This is a genomic window from Treponema denticola (genome assembly GCF_024181645.1).
Classification (GTDB): domain Bacteria; phylum Spirochaetota; class Spirochaetia; order Treponematales; family Treponemataceae; genus Treponema_B; species Treponema_B denticola_A.
In genome coordinates, this window is record NZ_CP058624.1 from 2,367,354 (window position 1) to 2,386,313 (window position 18,960).

The window sequence follows — 18,960 nt, forward strand, 5'->3', positions numbered from 1 at the left end:
AAATTAAATAATCCTTTAAAAATAAATTAACCAATAATTAGCCCCAATTTAGTTGGAGAATTTAGTGGTATAATATTTTTCCGGAATTTCCTGTGCTGTAGACGGCAGATAACCCTGACCGAAAACATACGTATCCATAAACATCAAGGCATGATTCTTTGAGCGAACGCCCGTGCTTGCATCAACATACGCAGTACTCTTCCATTTTGCCCCCGGAGTAAACTTATTAAAGGCTTCCGACAAATCCTTCATATTATGTAGTTTTGCTTCTCCGTCAATAACACGGCGGGCATATTCGCCCAAACCTGCAGAAACGGTAAAGCCTAAAGAATATGCCCAAGTACCGAATCTTCCTTTTCCGCCCTTTGCAATAACAGTATCTTCGACTTTCTTTAATATTTTTTGGAAGTCGCCCTGCTCTGCAGATAAGTCGATACCTAAAGCTCCGGGATATCCCATCAATGGCGAGGGCAAATCTGCTTCAATAAACATACCGCCGTAAGCAAAAAGCTGCTTTAACAATGGTTCCGTATGAGCATCATTTGTACAGAAGAAACAAGTTTCTTTTCCATATTTTTCAATCCACTGAGGAACTTTTTCCAAAATGAATTGCTGAGCACCGGCTGTTCCGACATCGCTTGTGGGATCAGGAGCTGTTTCAAAATGGAATTCCATACCCAAATCCTCTTTACAAGCAATTTCAAGAAGCTGTCGGCGTAAACCTAAGGTCTGATATGACATGTGTCTGGGGAAAGAAATATGAACAAAATGTTTTGCTCCTATTTGTTTTGCAGCCCAAGCGATTGTATATCCTCGAGAAATAAAATCCTGAGATGCAACCATATCGGCGGCGGCATCAATTACAAGCGGATCCTCATGAGCTTCACCGGCAAAACAAAGAATATCGGGTCTCTTTTCTTTTACGCGTTTAAAAGCTTCTGCTGTTCCCGGAATTGACTGATTTGTAACGATAGCCTTCATTTTAGGATCATCCGCAAGAGCTACAATCTGAGAGATTGTTGTTTCCTGCTGAGACATAAAATCATCAGGATAGGTAATATGCTGAATCATTCCGCCGTCTTTTACAGAACCGTAAAGGCGGATAAGCTCTTCAGCTCCGCGCAAGTCATCTTCAGATTGCGATACTGTTCCGGTCATAATTCCAATGTGATATGCCGGACCTTTAGTTTCTGTTTTTGCAGATCCTTTTTCCTCAGTTTCTTTGCTGCATCCTGCGATAAAAGCAAACAATGCTATCAAAAAAACACCGAAAACCAAAGTTCTCTTTTTCATAAATGAACCTCCACTTTTTAAGAAAACTATAAAAGTTTAAAAACTTTGCAGCTTTTTGTGTATTACCTGCTTAATTAAGAGACTATCTTAAAGACAAAATAGACACTTTTAAACTGCTGGTTAAAATTGTAGCACACATGTATTTAGCCGTCAAGTTTTTTTATAATTTTTTTTAAATTTATTTTGTCAAAACCCAGTCCGCAGCATTATGATTTATTGTTACCTGCGAAATCCGTTTAATCATTTTTGTAGGAGTTATATTTGCTTGTACTGCATTTAAAATATCTCCATCAGGCTGCCATAAACCGGCTTCGGCAGCTTCCAATGCGGCTCGTTCAATTTCAGGCCTTCCCCATTCTTCATCCTTGGGATTCCTAAACAAGACGGCATCCTGTAAACCATCATTTTGACTTGTTCTAATAAGAACGGCATTCGTTCTTTTCGGCTGAAACTTTTGCAGCTTAGCCCAAAAACAAAAAGCCTTTTCTCCCGGCTCAAGAGCATTACAAGCATCAGCGGAAACTAAAATGCCGTCTTCAGGCACTGAGCCGTCCAGAGGTAAATACCAATAGAATACAATTATATTCCCCGCTTCTACCTCAAAGGCAGGAAACACATAGTCAGGTTCTTTTAAGCTCCCCGCATTTACAAGACTTACCCCAAATAAGTTTCCGCTTTTTTTTACGCTGAATCTTATAAAGCCCTCTTTAGATGCGGAGCCTAGCTTTAAAGAAGAAAAAGACAGCTCTGCAGGCCTAGTGTTTGCCCCCTTAAATGGAAGCTCAAAATCAAGAAATTGATTTTGAGCTTTAACCTTCCCGCATATTTTAAAATCTTCGCCTATCTCAAAATTTGCACCGGGCTTAATCTTAAAAACGGAAAGGGCGCCGTTCTTAGCCTTATAAGCCTTGTTCTGCGAAAAATTGGCTGCTTTAATCTCTTCAACAGTACACAAAATTTCTTCGGGTAAATTTCCTTTTAAAGCATAAGCTTGGAGACTGACAGCACGCCCTTCAAAAATAAGAGTTATCTCATTATTTGGGGACTGCTCAAATTCTTTGAGAGTAATGCTCTCATTATACCCAAGAAAAATTGAAACAAAGCCCGGCTGCTCAATCATTCCGCTGCAAGAAGCACATAAGCTCAAAACCAACAAAACAGGTAAAAAAAATCTTTTTTTCATAAAAGACCTCCTACCTATCTTGTATGTTTTTTTTAGCCTTTATAGTAAAATTTTAAAATATTTCTTAAAATCCAATAAGTTTTTTTGAGATACCCTAAATTCTTGTAATTACAGACTCAAAGGGACGTAAAATCTTCTGTTGAGGATTAAAGTTTCTATAATTAAATAGAATCGGGAGGCCTCTGACCTCTTCCCTTATCTTCTGAACCTTGCCTGACATATTGGAAACAATAAAAAAAGTTTTATCGTCTTTTTTGCGGTAATATGCAAAAATATCCTTTCCCAAATCGACAAATTCTATATCGCCTGACTGCAAAGCTTCTTCCTCATTTCTTAAGGCTATCAGTTTCTTATAATAATTAAAGCAGGAATCAGGCTCGGATAGGTTCTTTTTTACATTTATCTCTTTATATTTTTCGTTAAGCCGGAGCCAAGGCTTTACGGTACAAAAGCCCCCGTTTTCGGAATCATCCCAAGGTATGGGAGTTCTTGCATGATCTCGGGCATAGTTCATGGTCATTTTAAAGGCCCGTTTTTTACCGAATTTAAGACGGCGGAGAGTGTCATAAATATTCTTTGTGGCTATATCGTCAATTTCATCCATGCTTTTAAAATCGGTATTGGTAAGCCCGATTTCCTGCCCTTGATAAATAAAGGGGGTTCCTTTTTGGGTTAAAAGCACGGTTGCAAGCATTTTGACGCTTTCTTTGTAGTATTTTCCCTCATCCCCAAACCTCGAAACGGAACGTACCTGATCGTGATTTTCAAAGAAAAGAGGAGTCCACGGCATTTTAGTCTGCCATTTTTTTAAGATTTTAATCATTCGGAAAGGTTTATATTTCCGTTTAAAAACCGGAATTTGAAACCAGCAGTCCACCCCCGTGTGGTGTTCAAAAGGAAAAACAAGAGTCAATTCGTCCTGAATAAAATCTTTAGCTTCTTCTAAAGAAACGTCCATAGTTTCTCCCACCGTAAAAGCATTGTAAGGTTTTAGGACATCTCTATTTAATTCTTTTAGAATATCGTGGCAGCCCTTTTGAGAAAGATAAAACTCTTTGCCTGTTTTAATCCTTCTTTTTTTTGCATCCTCATAAGAAGTTTTATAAATACAGTTTATAACATCGCAGCGGAAACCGGCGACTCCCATATCCAGCCAAAACTTCAATATCTTTTTTACTTCTTCAATAACCGCGGGATTGTTATAGTTTAGATCCGGCTGGTTTTCAGTAAAAAGGTGAAGATAATAGAGTCCGTTTTCTTCGCAATACTTCCATGCAGAACCCAAAAAAAGGCTGTCCCAGTTATTGGGGGGCAGTTTTTTACCCTTTACAAGCCTAGGTTCTTTCCAAACATAATAATTATGGTAGGGAGATTCTGGATTTTTGGACTCGATAAACCACCTATGCTGATCGCTTGTATGGTTTATAATCAAGTCCATCACAATCTTTATATCCAGTTTATCCGCTTCTTTTAATAGAGCCTTAAAGTCGTCCATGGTGCCGAATTTGGGGTTGATATCGCAATAATCGGAAACATCATAGCCGTTATCATAATCGGAGGATGCTGTTACGGGAGAAAGCCAAATTGCCCCTATACCCAGTTCCTTTAAATAAGGCAATTTTGAGATAATACCCTGAATATCTCCCATCCCGTCATCGTTTGCATCACAAAAACTTCTGGGATATATCTGATAAAAAACCCTTTTATTCCACCATTCCATACATCTTCTCCTAAATGAATTTTATCTAACTTATATTCTAATTGTTTTTTATTATTTGTCTATATTTAATGGATATATATTTCAAAAAGATATAGTTAATAGATAAAGAATATACGGGCTCTTGACAGTATGTATATTGTAGTATAGTATGGCCGTATAAACACTTGCAAAAAGTTTTTATAAGGAGTTATGATAAACAGTTCGGCAGAAATTCAGCCTCACTGTTTATCTGACGAGTTTTGTACATAGGGTACAAAACATCGCATTATTGTATGTAGTTTTGCATAAAGCAAAACTACTTGAAAAAACTTTTTTCAGGATTTGATAATCCTTACAAAAAGTTTTTATAAGGAGTTATTAATGAAAAATAAAAAAATTTTTACAGTTGTACTTTTGTTGGCTGTGTCCGCTTTGTTGTTTACTTCTTGTGCTTTTAAAATGAATGCTGCACAAAAAGCACATTATGAAAAGTTTATAAACGCGCTTGAGAATGAATTAAAAACTAGACATATACCTGCAGGAGCTGTTATAGACATGCTTGCAGAAATTAATACTGAAGCCCTTGCATTAAATTATAAAATTGTGGATAAAAAACCCGGCACAGATATCTCAAAAGGTACTAAAGCAGCCGAATTAAGAAAACGCTTTGTACCCAAGAAGATAAAGTAACTGCAAAACCTGTTTTTTATCAAGCAAAGTTTTATCCCCATCGGAAGATTCCATCCTCCGATGGGGCTTTTTTTTTCTTCCTGAGCCGCCGTTTACCTCAGCAGTACCGGCTATTTCATAAATTTTCTTCTAAAAGATTACAAGGGGACTTGACAGATGGTATGGTATGGTATAGTATAGCTACTAGACACTTGCAAAGTTTTTAAGAAGAGCGGAATTTTTCTTAAAGGCTTTAACTAAAAATATTTAGGTGTCTATAAGGAGATATTAATGAAAAATAAAAAAATTTTTACAGTTGTACTTTTGTTGGCTGTGTCCGCTTTGTTGTTTACTTCTTGTGCTTTTAAAATGAATACTGAACAAAAAGCTTTTTATGAAAGTTTTATAAGTGTACTTGAAACAGAGGCAAAAGCAAATGAGATATCTGCAGCTGAGGTAACAGCAGGACTGGCTTTAGTTAATGGTGAAGCCAATAAGTTAAATTTTAAAATTGTGGATAAAAAAGAAGGCAAAGCTATCGCAAAAAATACTGGTGCAGCTGAATTAAGAAAACGCTTCGTACCCAAGAAAAAGTAAATTTAACTTCAAAGCCTGTTTTTAATCAGGTAAAGTTTTATCCCCATCGGAAGATTCCGCCCTCCGATGGGGCTTTTTTTTACTTCCTGAGCCTGACTCCCTCAATATCCGAGCTGAACAGCTCTCTCAAATCGTTTAAGCCAAGGGCCATAAGGGCCATTCGGTCAATGCCTATTCCCCAAGCCAATACGGGGACATCAACCCCCATCGTTCTGGATACTTCGGGGCGGAGGATGCCTGAGCCGCCAAGCTCGAACCAGCCTAAAACGGGGTGTTTTATATGCACTTCAATCGAAGGTTCGGTAAAGGGGAAGTAGCCGCCGACATATTTTACCTCGGTAGCACCGGCTATTTCGACGGCAAACATTTTGAGGATGCCCAACAAGGTTTTTAAATTAACCTCATTGCCTAAAACTATTCCTTCGGTTTGATAAAAGTCGGAGAGGTGGGTAGCATCCACCTTATCGTACCGGAAACATCGGGCTATGCCGAAATATTTGCCCGGTATTTTAGCCTTTGCAAGCTGATGGGCTGAAAGAACCGTGCCTTGACTTCTAAGCAAGAGGCGTTTTGTAAAATTCCTGTCAAAAGAATAATTCCAGCCTCGGCTTCCTGTATTTCCGCCTGTCTCATGGACTTCGGCAACGCGGGATAAAAATGGCTCTTCAATGCTCTTTGCATGAGTCGGATTTTTTATGTAGTAAACGTCATGAATATCGCGGGCTGCATGGAATTGGGGCATAAAAAGAGCGTCCGAGTTCCAAAAATCGGTTTCTACGAGAGGGCCGTCAAATTCTTCAAAGCCCAAACCTACGAGCTTGTCCTTTACTCCCTCCAAAAAGTCGCAATAGGGATTGGTTCTTCCCGAAATTATACGGGCAGGCGGAAGATTTATATTGTAGCTTCTAAATGTTTGATTTTTCCAGCTACCGGTTTTTAAGCTCTCGGCTGTAAGCTGTCCCGTTTCATCGCCTGTAATGCCCTCTGCTTCAAGCTCTTTTTGAATGGAAGGAACATCGTCAGTAAACCCGTAAACAACCGAATCCCGCTCTACAATCTTATAGGGGCTGTCGGCTGCTCCGCGTTTTTTTGCAATTGAGTTGATAATCTCGCGTTCTTCATCATCAAGATCTTCCTCGGCTATGATATGGCCTGCGGTTTTAAGGCCTTTTTTCAACAATTCGGTAATTATTTTAAAGCGTTTTGATTGCGGTTCTTGCACAAAGGAAGCCTTTTTTTCTTCATTCATCTTGACGGCACCTTCTTTTGAAAGAACGCCGAAGGCCGAACCTACATCCTTATTTTCCAAATTAAGGGCTTCAGCAATTTCGGGAAGTTTCAGTTCGCCTTTTTCTTTTAAAAGCTGTAAAATTCTTTGTTCCGGAGTGCCTCGTTCGGCAAAATCTGTTCCGATATTTGTAAGCTCAAAAAATATGTGCTTTTTGCGGTCGGTTTCTTTTATTAAGCCCTTCATTTTAAGCCACGAAAAAACCTGATTTGCATGGCCTTCTTTATACGAAAGTTTAAGCTCAAGTTTTTTGTTATCAAGATACTCGCCTATTTTAAAATTTTTTAAAACCTTAATCTCAAGAGGATGAAGATTTTTGATAATGCTTTTAATATCCATATTTTGCTCCGAAATTCATCTAAAAAGATAGAGGATTATAGCACATTTTCAATTCTTTGTACACAATTCGGATTATATAATTTTTTAGGGCTTTACAAAAAATCTTACTTATTATATAATGTTATGTCGGTTGTGTGCTAAATAATTTGACCTAAAAAACCGATAAAAGAAAGACAGTACCTTTAATTTTTGAAATTTTAATTTGTATTTTTTATTATTTAATTATGGTATAGTCAAAAGAGGAGTTTAAAGTGTCAAGAACACGAACATATAAACGGGCAGAAAACAACTTGGTACGCTATTTTAATGAGCTTTTTAAGGCTTTTTGTACAAGCGTATCTAAGGGTGTAATGAAATTCATCAACGGCGGACGCAAAAAACTTACCGTAATGGTTGTTCCGCATTCTCAAAAAAGGGTTGTAAATTTTCAGGCAAGTATTTTTTCGATTGTTTTTGTTTCGGTTTTGCTTGTAGGTATTTTAGCTTCATTTTTTTGGTTTGCAGCCGAATCTGTAGCTTCAGCCAGAAAACTGGCCAACCTAAAGGAAGAAACACGTAAAACTCAAGCCAGTCTTAATGTTCTAAAAAATGAAACAAATGACCTTTTAAAAAATGCAAAGAATTTTCAATCTACTCTTTCTTCTACACTAACATCTTTGGGTTTACAGTCCATTATGGAAACAGGTGCAGAAAACGATGATTCAAGCGACCTTTCACTCCTGTTTAATGTCCAAGAACAGGCCCAAGGAACGGCAAGAGAAGTAAGCGAGCTAAAAAAACTTTCAGCCTATTTACAGGACACCATTCAACCCGTACAGGAAATGGCAAAACTGATGGACACTCAAACAGCCCTCTTTTCGGATATTCCGAGTCTTTGGCCCATTAAGGGCGGTATCGGGCATATCACGATGGCCTTCGGGCAAAACCGTCATCCTTTTACCGGCCAATGGTATATTCATACCGGTATAGACCTTGCAACAGGCCGCTCAGGCGACCCGATTATGGCTACGGCTGACGGACAGGTTATTACGGTAGAAACTGATTCAGGCTGGGGTAACTACATTATTATTAAGCATAAGCATGGTTTTTTTACAAGATACGCTCACCTAAGCTCATTTAGAGTTACACGAGGACAGCATGTACAAAAGGGACAGGTAATAGGCTACATAGGCAATACAGGTATATCTACCGGCCCCCACTTGCACTATGAGGTTCACATAGGTTCCGACGTTGTCGATCCTATGAAATATCTTAACATAAAGAATACCGGAAGAAAAAAATAGTCATGGCTGATTTTATTGACGATATTTCCATAAACACAATCATAGGCCCGGGAAGCTTTGTAAACGGAAGTTTAAGTGTACCCGGATTTTTACGTGTAGACGGAGATATAAACGGAGACATAAAAACCCCCGGAAGAGTTATAATTGCAGAAAATGCAAGAGTACGAGGAAATATACATGCCAAGTCGATAACCATAGGCGGAATGGTTCAAGGCGATGTTATAGCTCCGGAAAGCGTGGTCGTCCTGTCAACAGGCCTTATTTTGGGCTCGGTTTTGACAAAAAAAATACGCTTAGATGATGATGTATTTTTACACGGCTACTGCTTTGCCGTAGATAATCAGGCCGAATTTGAAAAGGCGGAAAAAGAATACAAAAATAGGCAGGGCCTTGCGGCTTCTGCTCTTGTACATTCCAGGTGAGGTTAAATTATGGGAAACTCCGTGGATACAAGCAACTATGTTTCCGCTCTTAATACCGCCGCACCTCTAATAGCCAAAGATTCGTACATTCAAAAAAATCAAGCACGAAAAACGGAAAATACCAAAGTAAAAAAGCAAAAAACTTTTTTAGATACAATTTTGGATAGCAATATTCAAGAGTCTGAGGAATCCTATTACGAAAAAAAACTGGAAGGGCTTAATCCTGAAGAAAGAAAAAAAGCTGTAGACGATATTTTGGCCGTCTTACAGGACGAGGTTTATTCCAGCGGGGCTAATCTGGCCGAGAACGTAAATGAGGAAACAATAAACAAATATAAAAAAGCAGTCAAAAGCTTTGTAAACTTTGCACTGCAACATTCACTTAATGTAAAAGCGATAACTTCAGGCGGTTTAAATCCGCTAAAACAGCGTAATTATGTAATAGTAAAAGTCATTGATGAAAAAATAGACAAACTAACACAGGAACTTTTATTTAATCAACTTGAAAAACTGCAAATCTTAGCTAAACTGGATGAAATAAAAGGTCTTTTAGTCAACTTGACTACATAGGCGGGGTAATAATGAATTATGACATTAACGAAAATATAGAAGATATCGAATCTCTTGAAGATAAAGATCAAAGACCTGTAAAAATGAGCTCAAATCCCAACGATTTTCCTCAACCCCTATATGAGCTTAATTTGGATTACTCAAAAGAAAGCTTTTATGCGACAGCTGATGAGCATCAAGAATTTAAAACAGGGGACTTTGTTCTTGTACCTACACGGTACGGTACTGATGCAGCTCGTTTCGGAGGTCCTGTCAAGGCTCCCATCAATGCCAACCCGGATGAGGTTGTAAAAATTATTCGAAAAATAAATGCTGAAGAAGAGATTATCCTAGAGAAAAACAATAAAAAAGAAAAAGAAGCCGCCAAGATTTTTAAAGAAAAGGTCGCCCTAAATAACTTGGAAATGAAGTTTATAGGCTGCCATTTTTTACTTGATGAACCTAAGGTATTGTTCTTTTTCAGTGCAGATACAAGGATTGATTTTAGAAAATTAGTCAAAGATCTTGTTTCCGTTTTTAAAATAAGAGTTGAGTTAAGGCAAATAGGAGTCCGAGACGAATCACGCATTATAGGAGGCCTCGGCTGCTGCGGACGACCCTATTGCTGTCATAACGTAACCGATAAACTTAAACCTGTTTCTATAAAAATGGCAAAGGAACAAAACCTATCGCTCAATTCATCAAAAATATCGGGACAGTGCGGAAGATTATTATGCTGCCTCTCTTACGAATATGATTGGTACGCAGAAGCTAGGAGATTAATGCCGCCTGAAGGCGCAAGATTCCCATATGACGGTACAACCTTTAAGATTACAGAGGTAAACCTTCTTACCCAAATGGTTTCCTTATTGGGAGAAGACGGACGAATCCTTTCTCTGCCATCAAAGCGTGTGGTCAATATCGGAGGAAAGTGGCAAGTAAGATAATCTATTTATCGATATCTTTTTCGGTTATACCAAGTTTTTTTAAATAGGCATAAAGCTTATCTGCCGTATGCTTGCTGATTGCATGTTCCATTTCGCAAGCGTCCTTATCTGCAATTTCATAATCTACATTAAGAACTTGAGTTAAAAAAGTTCTAAGTGCATTGTGCCTGGTGCGGACATCTTTTGCAATCGCTCTGCCTTTTTTTGTTAAAGTGATTGTTCCGTAAGGTTCTTGCTCTATATATCCATCCTCTTTTAGTCCTCCAAGCGATTTATTAACACTTGCCCGAGAAACATTCAATGCCCTTGCAACATCAATTGATCTTACCTGCTCATCAATCAAAGATAAGTCGTAAATCCGCTCAAGATAATCTTCTTTTGAAGAAGTAATGGTTCCTGTTACATGTATTCGTTTATTCATGTCTAACATTATACACTATTTCCTTTGACAAAACAAGGAGTTTTTTGTATCATATCAAAAGAATATTTGTTCTAACTTTATGTTTCGGCGGCAAGATAAAAATATGTTAAAATCAAAAAAAAATATACTGTTATTTATCTTTTTAATTTTTATAAATTTTCAATCTTTTTCTCACCCTCATATGTGGTTTACCAGCTCTCTTGAAGTCATTTTTGCAGGGAAAACCTTAAAAGGCGCCTACGTAACATGGACATTTGATAGATTTTTTAGTGCGGATATTATAAGCGGTTATGACTTAAACGGAGACGGTGTATTTAATGCAGCGGAAACGGCTGATGTATACGAAAATGCTTTTAGTTATACTGAAAACTATTACTATTTTACATTTATAAGACAGGGGGAAAAGCGTACAAGTCCTGAGCATATTGCAAAGGCATCTTTTTCCGTCTGGCAAAATAAGGGGATTGTAAGTTACCGCTTTTTTATAGATTTAAGCGGGTTTAAGGGGCAGGAAATATTTTTAGCCTGTTACGATTATACTTTCTTTTGTGATATTACCTATCCTAAAAATGCAGCAGTTAAATTCATATATGACAAGACTCTAATAACTCCCTCATATACCGTCATCGAAAATAAAAATTATCCCGTTTACTATGACCCTCTGGGAGCGATGGATGATAATAGAATATATTATAAGTGGGCACCCGGTCTTAATACCTATTATCCAAAAGAGGTAAGAATCAGGTTTTAAAACGCTTATGAAAAAAAAAGGTATTTTTGTTATTCTTTTTATTCTTAATCTCGCCCTATTGTCCGCAAATCCCTTTACGGGAAAAAAGAATTCACCGGCGCCCGTATATCAGGGTCAGCCTTCAGAAAACATTTTAAAAGGACAGCGTATTTTAAACCAAAAGTTGGGAGACTATATAAGCGCTTGGAAAGAAAATAAAAATTTTGATGTTTTATTGTCCATACTGGCCCTTTCATTTTTATACGGCTTGGTACATGCGGCAGGTCCGGGACACCGTAAAACGATTATATTCTCGTTTTACCTTACAAAAGAATCAAACCGCTTAGAACCGCTTTTTACAGGCCTTGCTTTAGCAGGAATGCATGGAGGAGCAGCCATAATCCTAATGCTGATTTTTAAAGGGCTTTCGGGAGCAATCCTCTCACGCTCAAATGACGCAATGATATACATGGAAGGAATCTCCTTTTTAATCTTAATAATCTTATCTCTTTACGGAATAATCGATGCAATAAAGGACATAAATACAAAAAAAGATTTAAACCATAAAAAGCTTAAACTTGGAGCACTTTTAATAAGCGGTATTTATCCCTGCCCTGCAGCCATGCTTGTATTGGTTTTAGCCGTAAGCCTCGATATTTTGGCTTTAGGTATCTTTGCAGCAATAGCTATGTCCATAGGTATGAGTATTCCGATAATAGCTTCGGGATATTTGGCTTGGGGCGGAAGAACGAGCATTTTCTACAAATTAAAGGGGAAAGAAAGGATTGTCGGTATAACCGGTTCTATCCTTCAAATCGGAGCTTACGGCTTTTTACTCTACATTTCGGTACGAACGGCCTTGCCTTTTATTCTAAGTTTGTTTAGAATGCTAAAATAGAATTTGTTTTGCGGGAGTTAATATGAAATTTATCAACTTTATGAGAATTTATCTGTTTGTCTTTTTTGTGATTTTTCTTACAAGCTGTTCAAGCGTACAAAAAGATTGGAAAACAGACGGAACCACTATCGAAAAGGATATAGCCCTATCAAAAAAACATGGGCTCATGCTTTTTAGTGCCTCCGATACGGATCCGCAAAGTAAGAACTTATTGGAAAATGTTTTTACGGACAGCTTATTTTCAAAAATAAACAAGGATTTTATTTTTTATAATATAGATATAGTAAAGGAAACCGGCTCGGCTGATTCGGTCCAATTGGAAAAAAACTATGTTCTTTTTTCCGATTATAATATTACCCAAGTTCCCTATCTTTGCTTGATGAATGAACATGGAGACGTTTACCATTCGGATCTGATTCCTGAACAAGTTAATAATTCCTCTTCATTTTTAGAGTATCTGAATAAGCTAAAAGAAAAAAGCGTAACGGTAGAAACTTTAAGAAAAAACATAAACGAAACGGACGGCCCTGAAAAAATAAAAGCAATAAACGCATTTTTTGATACAATTTATCTTATCGAACCTGAAAAATACCGAACTTTTTTTGATGAAGGAATAGCAAGCGACCCTTCAAATGAAAGCGGATTATTAGGTTCATTTATACTTGCAAGAATGGAGTTAAACATTGAACCCTTGTTTAAACAGCAAAAATATACGGAAATAATAGCTGAGTTAAAAAAGGTCTTAGAAACAGGTTTTTTAAACCCTGAAGAAGAGCAGCTTACCTTGTGCAATATAGCTTCATTTTATTCCCGCCTGCCGAATCCTCCGATTAAAACGGTAATAGAGCATCTTGAAGCAGCCTTAAAAAAAGCTCCTAATTCCTTTAGAGCTAAAACAATAAAAGAAGATATTGAATACTTAAAAGCTAAGAATTAAATGCTGATATCCACCAAACTTGAAACGGCTTCTTGTTTGGAGAAGGCTTTTGCTGTATAACTGTAATTCGGGTTTATAGATATCATCTCTTGACGTAAATCGGCCATTCGCGATTGCAAAAGCTCTCGGTTTTTTTGGTTTTGGTCCATAACTTGGGATTGAAGTTTATTAAGATCGGATTTAAGCCGTACAACCTCGGTATCGTCCTTGTCCGGCATACCTAAGCGGTACATTTCTTCTATAGGGTCTATTACCTTTTGAATTGTAAAAATATCCCCTATTATCGACTGCTCCAACTCCGTGTGATGCACAAGAGCATCTATATTTTCCTCGTGGATACTGCGTTCCTGAGTTTCAAGAACAACAAGATAATCACTGAATTTTTTTCTTTGTTCTTGTAAAAGGGCTTTAAATCTTTTGAGAACAGCCACCCTCTGATCAATTTCTTGACGGCTTAACGTTTTCTTCATAAGAATCCCCTTATCCGGCTATGTTTACACCTACGGAAACCTCAGACCTTTGAGGTACAGGCTGAGATTCAATAATTTGCTTCCATACGTCATATAATTCCTGCATCATAGAGCTTACATCCAACAAGGGTTTATAGTCTTTTTTTAGATTAGCAGTTAAAAGTTGTTGATTAAAATATGAATAAATTGAAAGAAGATTTGCAGCTATTTCTCCGCCTATATCCATATCTAAGGCTGCCATAAGCTCCGTTATAATCTCTTGAGCCTTAATTATGTGATTATTGATAGCTTCTATATCCTTTGCAGGAATTTTAGGCACTTGCATCTTTGAAATTGCCAGATTTATTTCCTTTATCCCCTCAGTATAAAGCATAAGAATAAGAGAACCCGGACTTGCCGTTTTAACACTTGTTTCTTTATAAGCTGCTGCAGCCTGACTATTATAACTCATACCCCCTCCAAAAATAAAAATAGGTATCTCCTAAATTTATCGGTATTTAAAATAAGGCCTTTAGAAAAAGCCTCTATTTCAATTTACCCTTTATCTTAAAACACAGATAAAAATACAAAAAGTTACATAAAAGCCGGCTTGTAAATATGATATAAATATTTACTTGACAAAGTATATACCATCATCTATAATCAATTTTAGATATAAAACAAGTAAATTCATACTTAATTTATTTTGGAGGAGTAAAATGCAAGCCATTATTTTAGCAGCAGGAATGGGAAAAAGACTTCGGAATTATACAAAAGATGCAACTAAGTGTATGGTTCCCGTAAACGGAAAAACATTGATTGAATATACTATCGAGGCTTTGATTCCAAATAAAATTGATAAACTGATAGTTGTTATAGGATATAAAGGCGATGTTTTAAAAGAATTCATTTCCTCAAAATTTAATGAAAGTAATTTAAACGGGATGAAAATTGAGTATATAGAAAATCCTATATATGATAAAACAAATAATATTTATTCTTTATATCTTGCCTGTAATGAAATGGCAAAGGACGATACCATTCTTCTTGAAAGTGATTTAATTTTTAAACCGGCTCTCATAAAAGATATTATTGAGAATAATGATAAAAATATTGCCGTCGTATCTCCATTTGAAGCATGGATGGACGGCACATGCACTGTGCTTGATCAAGATAACTATATAATAAACATATTGGATAAGGCACAATTTAATTGGAATGATATAAATCATTACTTTAAAACGGTTAATATTTATAAATTTTCAAAAGAATTCAGTAAGGAATATTATATTCCATTTCTTGAAGCATATCAAAAAGCCTTTGGAAAAAATGAGTATTATGAACAAGTACTGAAGGTTTTATCCTTTTTATCGGCTTCTGTACTAAAAGGTTTTGTTGTTTCAGGAGAGGATTGGTATGAAATTGATGATCCTGCAGACTTAGCTATAGCAGAAGATCGGTTTAAAACCGGAGTAGATAAGCTGCATAGTTTACAAAATAGATACGGAGGTTATTGGAGATTTCCTCAGCTAAAAGACTTTTGTTATCTTGTAAATCCGTATTTCCCGCCCCAAAAGCTTGTAAATGAAATGACATCCAGTTTTCAGACTTTGCTTACACAATATCCAAGCGGAGCTTTTCAGCAAAGTTTACTTGCTGCAAAAGTATTTAATATTTTACCTGAGCATATTGTTGTAGGAAACGGTGCTGCAGAGCTTATTTCTTCAATATCTAAATACATCAAAGGTAAGATTGCAATTCCCTATCCTACTTTTAATGAGTATCCTGAAAGGTTAGTAAATGGAGAAATAGTCCCTATACATACCGATCCCGATACTTTTAGCTACTTTGTTGATGATATAATTAGCTGTGTAAATAAAGAAAATATAACAACAGTGATTTTGATTAACCCTGATAATCCTACCGGTAACTTTTTAGAAAAAAACGATGTTTTAAGGCTTTGTGATGAGTTAAAAAGAAAAGACATTCTTCTCGTTTTTGATGAATCATTTATAGATTTTGCAGAAAAAGAAAAGAGATATTCCCTTATGGACGAAAATATTTTAAATAAATATCCTAATTTGATTGTTATAAAATCTATAAGTAAAAGTTATGGTATTCCGGGATTAAGATTGGGCGTTTTAGCGAATGCCGACACCGACTATATCAATAAAATCAAAAAAACAAACAGTATCTGGAACATCAACTCATTTGGAGAATATTTTCTACAAATTTATGATAAATACAGCAAAACATATCAGGCAGCCTGTGATCTTATAGCTGATGAAAGAACACGTTTTATTTCAGAACTTTCAAAATTAGAGTATTTTTCCGTTTTTCCGAGTCAGGCAAATTATGTATTGTGTAAATTGGATAATGCTATATCTCCCGAAAAACTAGCTATATTGCTGATTGAAAAATATAATATTTTTATCAAAGACCTTTCATCTAAAAGAGGCTTTGAAAACGGAAATTATATCAGACTTGCAGTAAGAGACGAAAAAGATAACAATTACTTAATAACTGCATTAAAAGAAATTTTATCAAAATACTTTTAATCTGTCTCAGCAATTACTTTGAGGTTTTATTTAGAAAAGCTTTCTGCATTCTAAATAAAACCTTTTTTCATCAGCCTCCCCGATAGAAAAGCTTTTTCTAGGTAAGGGGCCGTATTTAGCGATGGTCGAAGAAACATTATCTTTTGATATTGGCGGCAATAATATTGAGACAGCATTTTCTTGCTCTGCAAGTTGAAACGTCTCCTCACAGCCGTGGATGTAATCTATTTTATTTGCAGAAGAAATAAATTCATCTAATACAGGTTGAATCGCAGTAACTGCAAGACATTCAATATCGGACTGTAAACAAATAAAATTATTATCTTTTGATATAAAGCCGAAACAATTCTTTGATAAATTGACCATATCAATTAATTCTCTTTTAGTATTACATCTTATAATCCTGCCGCTTAATTTTGATTGTACGAAATTTACCAGCTCATCAATATCAGCATCAAAAATGACTCTATGTATAGGCTCAAATATTAGGTCTTTATCGTATAAATTTACTATCTCGACAAGAGCATACCTTAATGGGTGATTTTTTATATTCTCAGGAACAGATATGGACTTATCATCAGAAGATATTCCTCCAAATTTCTTTTTATATTCATCCCAAACAGCCTTCGCAGTTGCAAGAGAATGATTACCATCTCCTACCGCAAACATAAAAGAATTACCTTTTTCGTCTTTATTTTCATCATATATACATTCAAGTTCTTTTTCTATGTGTGAATACAAAGCATCTTCATTAACAGACCAACCGGTTATTTTACCGGAATTCATCATCAAATTAAAATCATAAATAGGGTCTGTATTATTTTTGTGCAAGTAATCGCCTATTTCTTCTATTAGACGGTTATTATTGTCATTCAGTAGAAGCATAATATGCGGGGTCTCAATTGGTGCAGACCTCCTTATATCTACTCTTGCAGGAATACGTTCCAATATGGTTTCCTCTGTTGCACGTATCATTGTTCTTGAAGAGGCTCTCCAATCATAATTTTCCAAATCAATACATGTTATAAGCCCTTTTCTCAAATGATTATATTCGGTTTTACGTTCCACATATATCATAGAGTTTTTTATATCGTTAAATACACCTGTATCGAGGTAATTTAACATGTTTTTATGTATCTTTAAAATATATTCTTGTTTTTGTTTTTCTGAAAAATTATTTAAATATATTTCGGGAAATATAAGATTTAAAGTCGATTTTTGATCTTTTGTAATTAAAGACACCTTCTTCCAATAATCATGGTCTTGGGTATACTGATCGCAAGCGATTACTGACCAAGTCTCCATATTTATTGTCTTGTTTGGAAGTAAAATATTAGGAATTTTAATAGCATATTTTTCAAACATGTGTAATAGTATATATTATATATAAAATAGTTTCAATAGAATGAAAGATAGTCTATCTGAAATGCCTCGTTTAAAACTTATTGACAAACAAAAAAAAAGCACCTATAATACTTTTCCGAGGTTCAAAATGAAGAAATTTGTAGGAACTACATCCAGAGGTTTGATTGCTCCGATAATCCGCGAGGGGGATGACATAGCCTCAATTGCAGCTGAAACCCTTTTAAATGCCGCAAAAGCCGAAAACTTTACAATAAAAGATAAGGATATTCTTTCTGTTACGGAGTCCATAGTAGCCCGTGCACAGGGAAACTATGCAACAGCTGACGATATAGCAACCGATATAAAAGCTAAATTCGGAAACTCATGTATAGGCCTAATTTTTCCTATTTTAAGCCGAAACCGTTTTGCGGTTTGTTTGGAAGGCATAGCCCGCTCAAAAAATAAACTCATCATTATGCTAAGCTATCCCAGCGATGAGGTAGGAAACCACCTGATTGACCCGGATGTTTTTGAAGATTCCGATGTAAACCCATGGACAAATTCCTTTACAAGAGAAGAATTTAGAAGCAAATTCGGAGACCACAAGCATAAATTCACAGGAATGGACTATATAGAATATTATGATTCGATAATTAAAAAGCATAATCCGGAATCCTTTGTAATCCTATCCAATGATCCCAAAAAAATAATAGAATACACCGATTCGGTTTTAGCCTGTGATATTCATACACGGAATAGAACAAAAAAACTTTTAAAAAAGGCCGGAGCAAAGATAGTTTTAGGCCTCGATGATATTTTAAGCAGTCCTGTAAATGGAAGCGGCTTTAATTCGGATTACGGACTTCTGGGTTCCAATAAATCCGGAGAAGATAGAGTAAAACTCTTCCCTCAGAATGCACAAGTTATTGTCGATAAGATACAGGCTATAATAAAAGAAAAAACAGGAAAAACCATCGAGGTTATGGTTTATGGTGACGGAGCTTTTAAAGACCCGATAGGTAAAATTTGGGAGCTTGCCGATCCGGTTGTTTCGCCGGCTTATACAAAGGGACTTGAAGGCAAGCCCAATGAGGTAAAATTAAAGTATTTGGCAGACAACAACTTCAAAGACTTAAGTGAAGAAGAGCAAAAGAAAAAAATCGCCGAATATATTGAAAAACATCAAAAAGAAACCGCCTCTCATATAGACTCTATGGAGTCGCAAGGAACTACACCAAGGCGGCTTATAGACTTAATCGGTTCACTTTCAGACCTTACATCGGGAAGCGGCGACAAGGGAACCCCTATAATATTTATACAGGGATATTTCGATAAGTATACAGGATAAATTTTT

19 protein-coding genes are annotated in these 18,960 nt (G+C 36.3%); 11 read left to right on the plus strand and 8 right to left on the minus strand.

The features are described from left to right. Positions 1 to 48: 48 nt before the first annotated feature. The 3 genes from HO345_RS11170 to HO345_RS11180 form a co-directional block, all read right to left on the minus strand. Positions 49 to 1,293: a DUF3798 domain-containing protein gene (locus tag HO345_RS11170; RefSeq protein WP_002673228.1), complete on the minus strand. Its 1,245-nt coding sequence runs from the start codon at positions 1,291 to 1,293 to the stop codon at positions 49 to 51. A 178-nt stretch (positions 1,294 to 1,471) separates the two neighbouring features. Then, complete coding sequence (locus tag HO345_RS11175) at positions 1,472 to 2,476, minus strand: lipoprotein TP_1001-related protein (protein WP_253682964.1); 1,005 nt, start codon at positions 2,474 to 2,476, stop codon at positions 1,472 to 1,474. Positions 2,477 to 2,570: 94 nt separating this feature from the next. Then, positions 2,571 to 4,196: an alpha-glucosidase gene (locus HO345_RS11180; RefSeq protein ID WP_253682965.1), complete on the minus strand. Its 1,626-nt coding sequence runs from the start codon at positions 4,194 to 4,196 to the stop codon at positions 2,571 to 2,573. Positions 4,197 to 4,556: 360 nt separating this feature from the next. On the opposite strand from HO345_RS11180, the gene HO345_RS11185 reads away from it, so the two are divergent. Further along, positions 4,557 to 4,865, plus strand: coding sequence for a hypothetical protein (locus HO345_RS11185; RefSeq protein WP_253682966.1), 309 nt, complete (start codon positions 4,557 to 4,559; stop codon positions 4,863 to 4,865). A gap of 270 nt (positions 4,866 to 5,135) precedes the next feature. Continuing rightward, positions 5,136 to 5,441, plus strand: coding sequence for a hypothetical protein (locus HO345_RS11190; protein ID WP_253682967.1), 306 nt, complete (start codon positions 5,136 to 5,138; stop codon positions 5,439 to 5,441). Between the two features lie 79 nt (positions 5,442 to 5,520). Here HO345_RS11190 and pheS read toward each other — a convergent pair whose 3' ends face one another. Continuing rightward, entirely contained in the window at positions 5,521 to 7,068 is a 1,548-nt protein-coding gene (pheS, locus tag HO345_RS11195) for a phenylalanine--tRNA ligase subunit alpha (protein WP_253682968.1), read from the minus strand. Between the two features lie 251 nt (positions 7,069 to 7,319). On the opposite strand from pheS, the gene HO345_RS11200 reads away from it, so the two are divergent. From HO345_RS11200 to HO345_RS11215, 4 genes are read left to right on the plus strand one after another with little or no spacing between them, the layout of a single operon-like run. Further along, positions 7,320 to 8,351 carry a M23 family metallopeptidase gene (locus HO345_RS11200; RefSeq protein ID WP_010693728.1) on the plus strand — a complete coding sequence of 344 codons (1,032 nt, stop codon included), beginning with the start codon at positions 7,320 to 7,322 and terminating at the stop codon, positions 8,349 to 8,351. 2 nt (positions 8,352 to 8,353) lie between these two features. Next, complete coding sequence (locus tag HO345_RS11205) at positions 8,354 to 8,773, plus strand: bactofilin family protein (protein WP_010693730.1); 420 nt, start codon at positions 8,354 to 8,356, stop codon at positions 8,771 to 8,773. Between the two features lie 9 nt (positions 8,774 to 8,782). Further along, entirely contained in the window at positions 8,783 to 9,343 is a 561-nt protein-coding gene (locus tag HO345_RS11210; RefSeq protein WP_253682969.1) for a YaaR family protein, read from the plus strand. Positions 9,344 to 9,354: 11 nt separating this feature from the next. After that, on the plus strand, positions 9,355 to 10,269 hold the full coding sequence (locus HO345_RS11215; RefSeq protein ID WP_253682970.1) for a PSP1 domain-containing protein: 915 nt from the start codon (positions 9,355 to 9,357) through the stop codon (positions 10,267 to 10,269). A 1-nt stretch (position 10,270) separates the two neighbouring features. Here HO345_RS11215 and HO345_RS11220 read toward each other — a convergent pair whose 3' ends face one another. Beyond that, on the minus strand, positions 10,271 to 10,690 hold the full coding sequence (locus HO345_RS11220) for a metal-dependent transcriptional regulator (RefSeq protein WP_044957804.1): 420 nt from the start codon (positions 10,688 to 10,690) through the stop codon (positions 10,271 to 10,273). A 103-nt stretch (positions 10,691 to 10,793) separates the two neighbouring features. On the opposite strand from HO345_RS11220, the gene HO345_RS11225 reads away from it, so the two are divergent. The 3 genes from HO345_RS11225 to HO345_RS11235 are packed head-to-tail and all read left to right on the plus strand — an operon-like array spanning position 10,794 to position 13,255. Next, complete coding sequence (locus HO345_RS11225; protein WP_253682971.1) at positions 10,794 to 11,441, plus strand: DUF1007 family protein; 648 nt, start codon at positions 10,794 to 10,796, stop codon at positions 11,439 to 11,441. 7 nt (positions 11,442 to 11,448) lie between these two features. Next, positions 11,449 to 12,318, plus strand: coding sequence for a nickel/cobalt transporter (locus HO345_RS11230; protein ID WP_253682972.1), 870 nt, complete (start codon positions 11,449 to 11,451; stop codon positions 12,316 to 12,318). A 22-nt stretch (positions 12,319 to 12,340) separates the two neighbouring features. Continuing rightward, the gene (locus HO345_RS11235) at positions 12,341 to 13,255 is read left to right on the plus strand and encodes a thioredoxin fold domain-containing protein (protein ID WP_253682973.1); all 915 of its coding nucleotides are present in this window, start codon (positions 12,341 to 12,343) and stop codon (positions 13,253 to 13,255) included. Here the strand turns inward: HO345_RS11235 and HO345_RS11240 are convergent. Continuing rightward, positions 13,252 to 13,725, minus strand: coding sequence for a hypothetical protein (locus tag HO345_RS11240; protein ID WP_010693743.1), 474 nt, complete (start codon positions 13,723 to 13,725; stop codon positions 13,252 to 13,254). The genes HO345_RS11235 and HO345_RS11240 overlap by 4 nt on opposite strands. A gap of 10 nt (positions 13,726 to 13,735) precedes the next feature. Beyond that, entirely contained in the window at positions 13,736 to 14,176 is a 441-nt protein-coding gene (gene fliS, locus HO345_RS11245) for a flagellar export chaperone FliS (protein WP_253682974.1), read from the minus strand. 247 nt (positions 14,177 to 14,423) lie between these two features. Here fliS and HO345_RS11250 point away from each other — a divergent pair, with 247 nt between their 5' ends. Further along, positions 14,424 to 16,262: an aminotransferase class I/II-fold pyridoxal phosphate-dependent enzyme gene (locus HO345_RS11250; protein WP_253682975.1), complete on the plus strand. Its 1,839-nt coding sequence runs from the start codon at positions 14,424 to 14,426 to the stop codon at positions 16,260 to 16,262. 30 nt (positions 16,263 to 16,292) lie between these two features. Here the strand turns inward: HO345_RS11250 and HO345_RS11255 are convergent, their stop codons facing one another. Beyond that, positions 16,293 to 17,627, minus strand: a complete 1,335-nt coding sequence (locus HO345_RS11255) for a DUF1015 domain-containing protein (protein ID WP_253682976.1) — start codon at positions 17,625 to 17,627, stop codon at positions 16,293 to 16,295. 127 nt (positions 17,628 to 17,754) lie between these two features. Here HO345_RS11255 and HO345_RS11260 point away from each other — a divergent pair, with 127 nt between their 5' ends. After that, a complete protein-coding gene (locus tag HO345_RS11260; RefSeq protein WP_253682977.1) occupies positions 17,755 to 18,954 on the plus strand; it encodes a coenzyme F420-0:L-glutamate ligase in 1,200 nt (399 codons plus the stop codon). Positions 18,955 to 18,960 lie beyond the last annotated feature (6 nt).

Bases quoted from the DNA above. Each gene is read 5' to 3' on its own strand.
- HO345_RS11255 (WP_253682976.1), bottom strand. From the start codon at position 17,627: ATGTTTGAAAAATATGCTATTAAAATTCCTAATATTTTACTTCCAAAC.
- pheS (WP_253682968.1), bottom strand. From the start codon at position 7,068: ATGGATATTAAAAGCATTATCAAAAATCTTCATCCTCTTGAGATTAAG.
- HO345_RS11215 (WP_253682970.1), top strand. From the start codon at position 9,355: ATGAATTATGACATTAACGAAAATATAGAAGATATCGAATCTCTTGAA.
- fliS (WP_253682974.1), bottom strand. From the start codon at position 14,176: ATGAGTTATAATAGTCAGGCTGCAGCAGCTTATAAAGAAACAAGTGTT.
- HO345_RS11170 (WP_002673228.1), bottom strand. From the start codon at position 1,293: ATGAAAAAGAGAACTTTGGTTTTCGGTGTTTTTTTGATAGCATTGTTT.
- HO345_RS11180 (WP_253682965.1), bottom strand. From the start codon at position 4,196: ATGGAATGGTGGAATAAAAGGGTTTTTTATCAGATATATCCCAGAAGT.
- HO345_RS11175 (WP_253682964.1), bottom strand. From the start codon at position 2,476: ATGAAAAAAAGATTTTTTTTACCTGTTTTGTTGGTTTTGAGCTTATGT.
- HO345_RS11225 (WP_253682971.1), top strand. From the start codon at position 10,794: ATGTTAAAATCAAAAAAAAATATACTGTTATTTATCTTTTTAATTTTT.
- HO345_RS11230 (WP_253682972.1), top strand. From the start codon at position 11,449: ATGAAAAAAAAAGGTATTTTTGTTATTCTTTTTATTCTTAATCTCGCC.
- HO345_RS11190 (WP_253682967.1), top strand. From the start codon at position 5,136: ATGAAAAATAAAAAAATTTTTACAGTTGTACTTTTGTTGGCTGTGTCC.
- HO345_RS11240 (WP_010693743.1), bottom strand. From the start codon at position 13,725: ATGAAGAAAACGTTAAGCCGTCAAGAAATTGATCAGAGGGTGGCTGTT.
- HO345_RS11220 (WP_044957804.1), bottom strand. From the start codon at position 10,690: ATGAATAAACGAATACATGTAACAGGAACCATTACTTCTTCAAAAGAA.
- HO345_RS11185 (WP_253682966.1), top strand. From the start codon at position 4,557: ATGAAAAATAAAAAAATTTTTACAGTTGTACTTTTGTTGGCTGTGTCC.
- HO345_RS11205 (WP_010693730.1), top strand. From the start codon at position 8,354: ATGGCTGATTTTATTGACGATATTTCCATAAACACAATCATAGGCCCG.
- HO345_RS11260 (WP_253682977.1), top strand. From the start codon at position 17,755: ATGAAGAAATTTGTAGGAACTACATCCAGAGGTTTGATTGCTCCGATA.
- HO345_RS11235 (WP_253682973.1), top strand. From the start codon at position 12,341: ATGAAATTTATCAACTTTATGAGAATTTATCTGTTTGTCTTTTTTGTG.
- HO345_RS11210 (WP_253682969.1), top strand. From the start codon at position 8,783: ATGGGAAACTCCGTGGATACAAGCAACTATGTTTCCGCTCTTAATACC.
- HO345_RS11250 (WP_253682975.1), top strand. From the start codon at position 14,424: ATGCAAGCCATTATTTTAGCAGCAGGAATGGGAAAAAGACTTCGGAAT.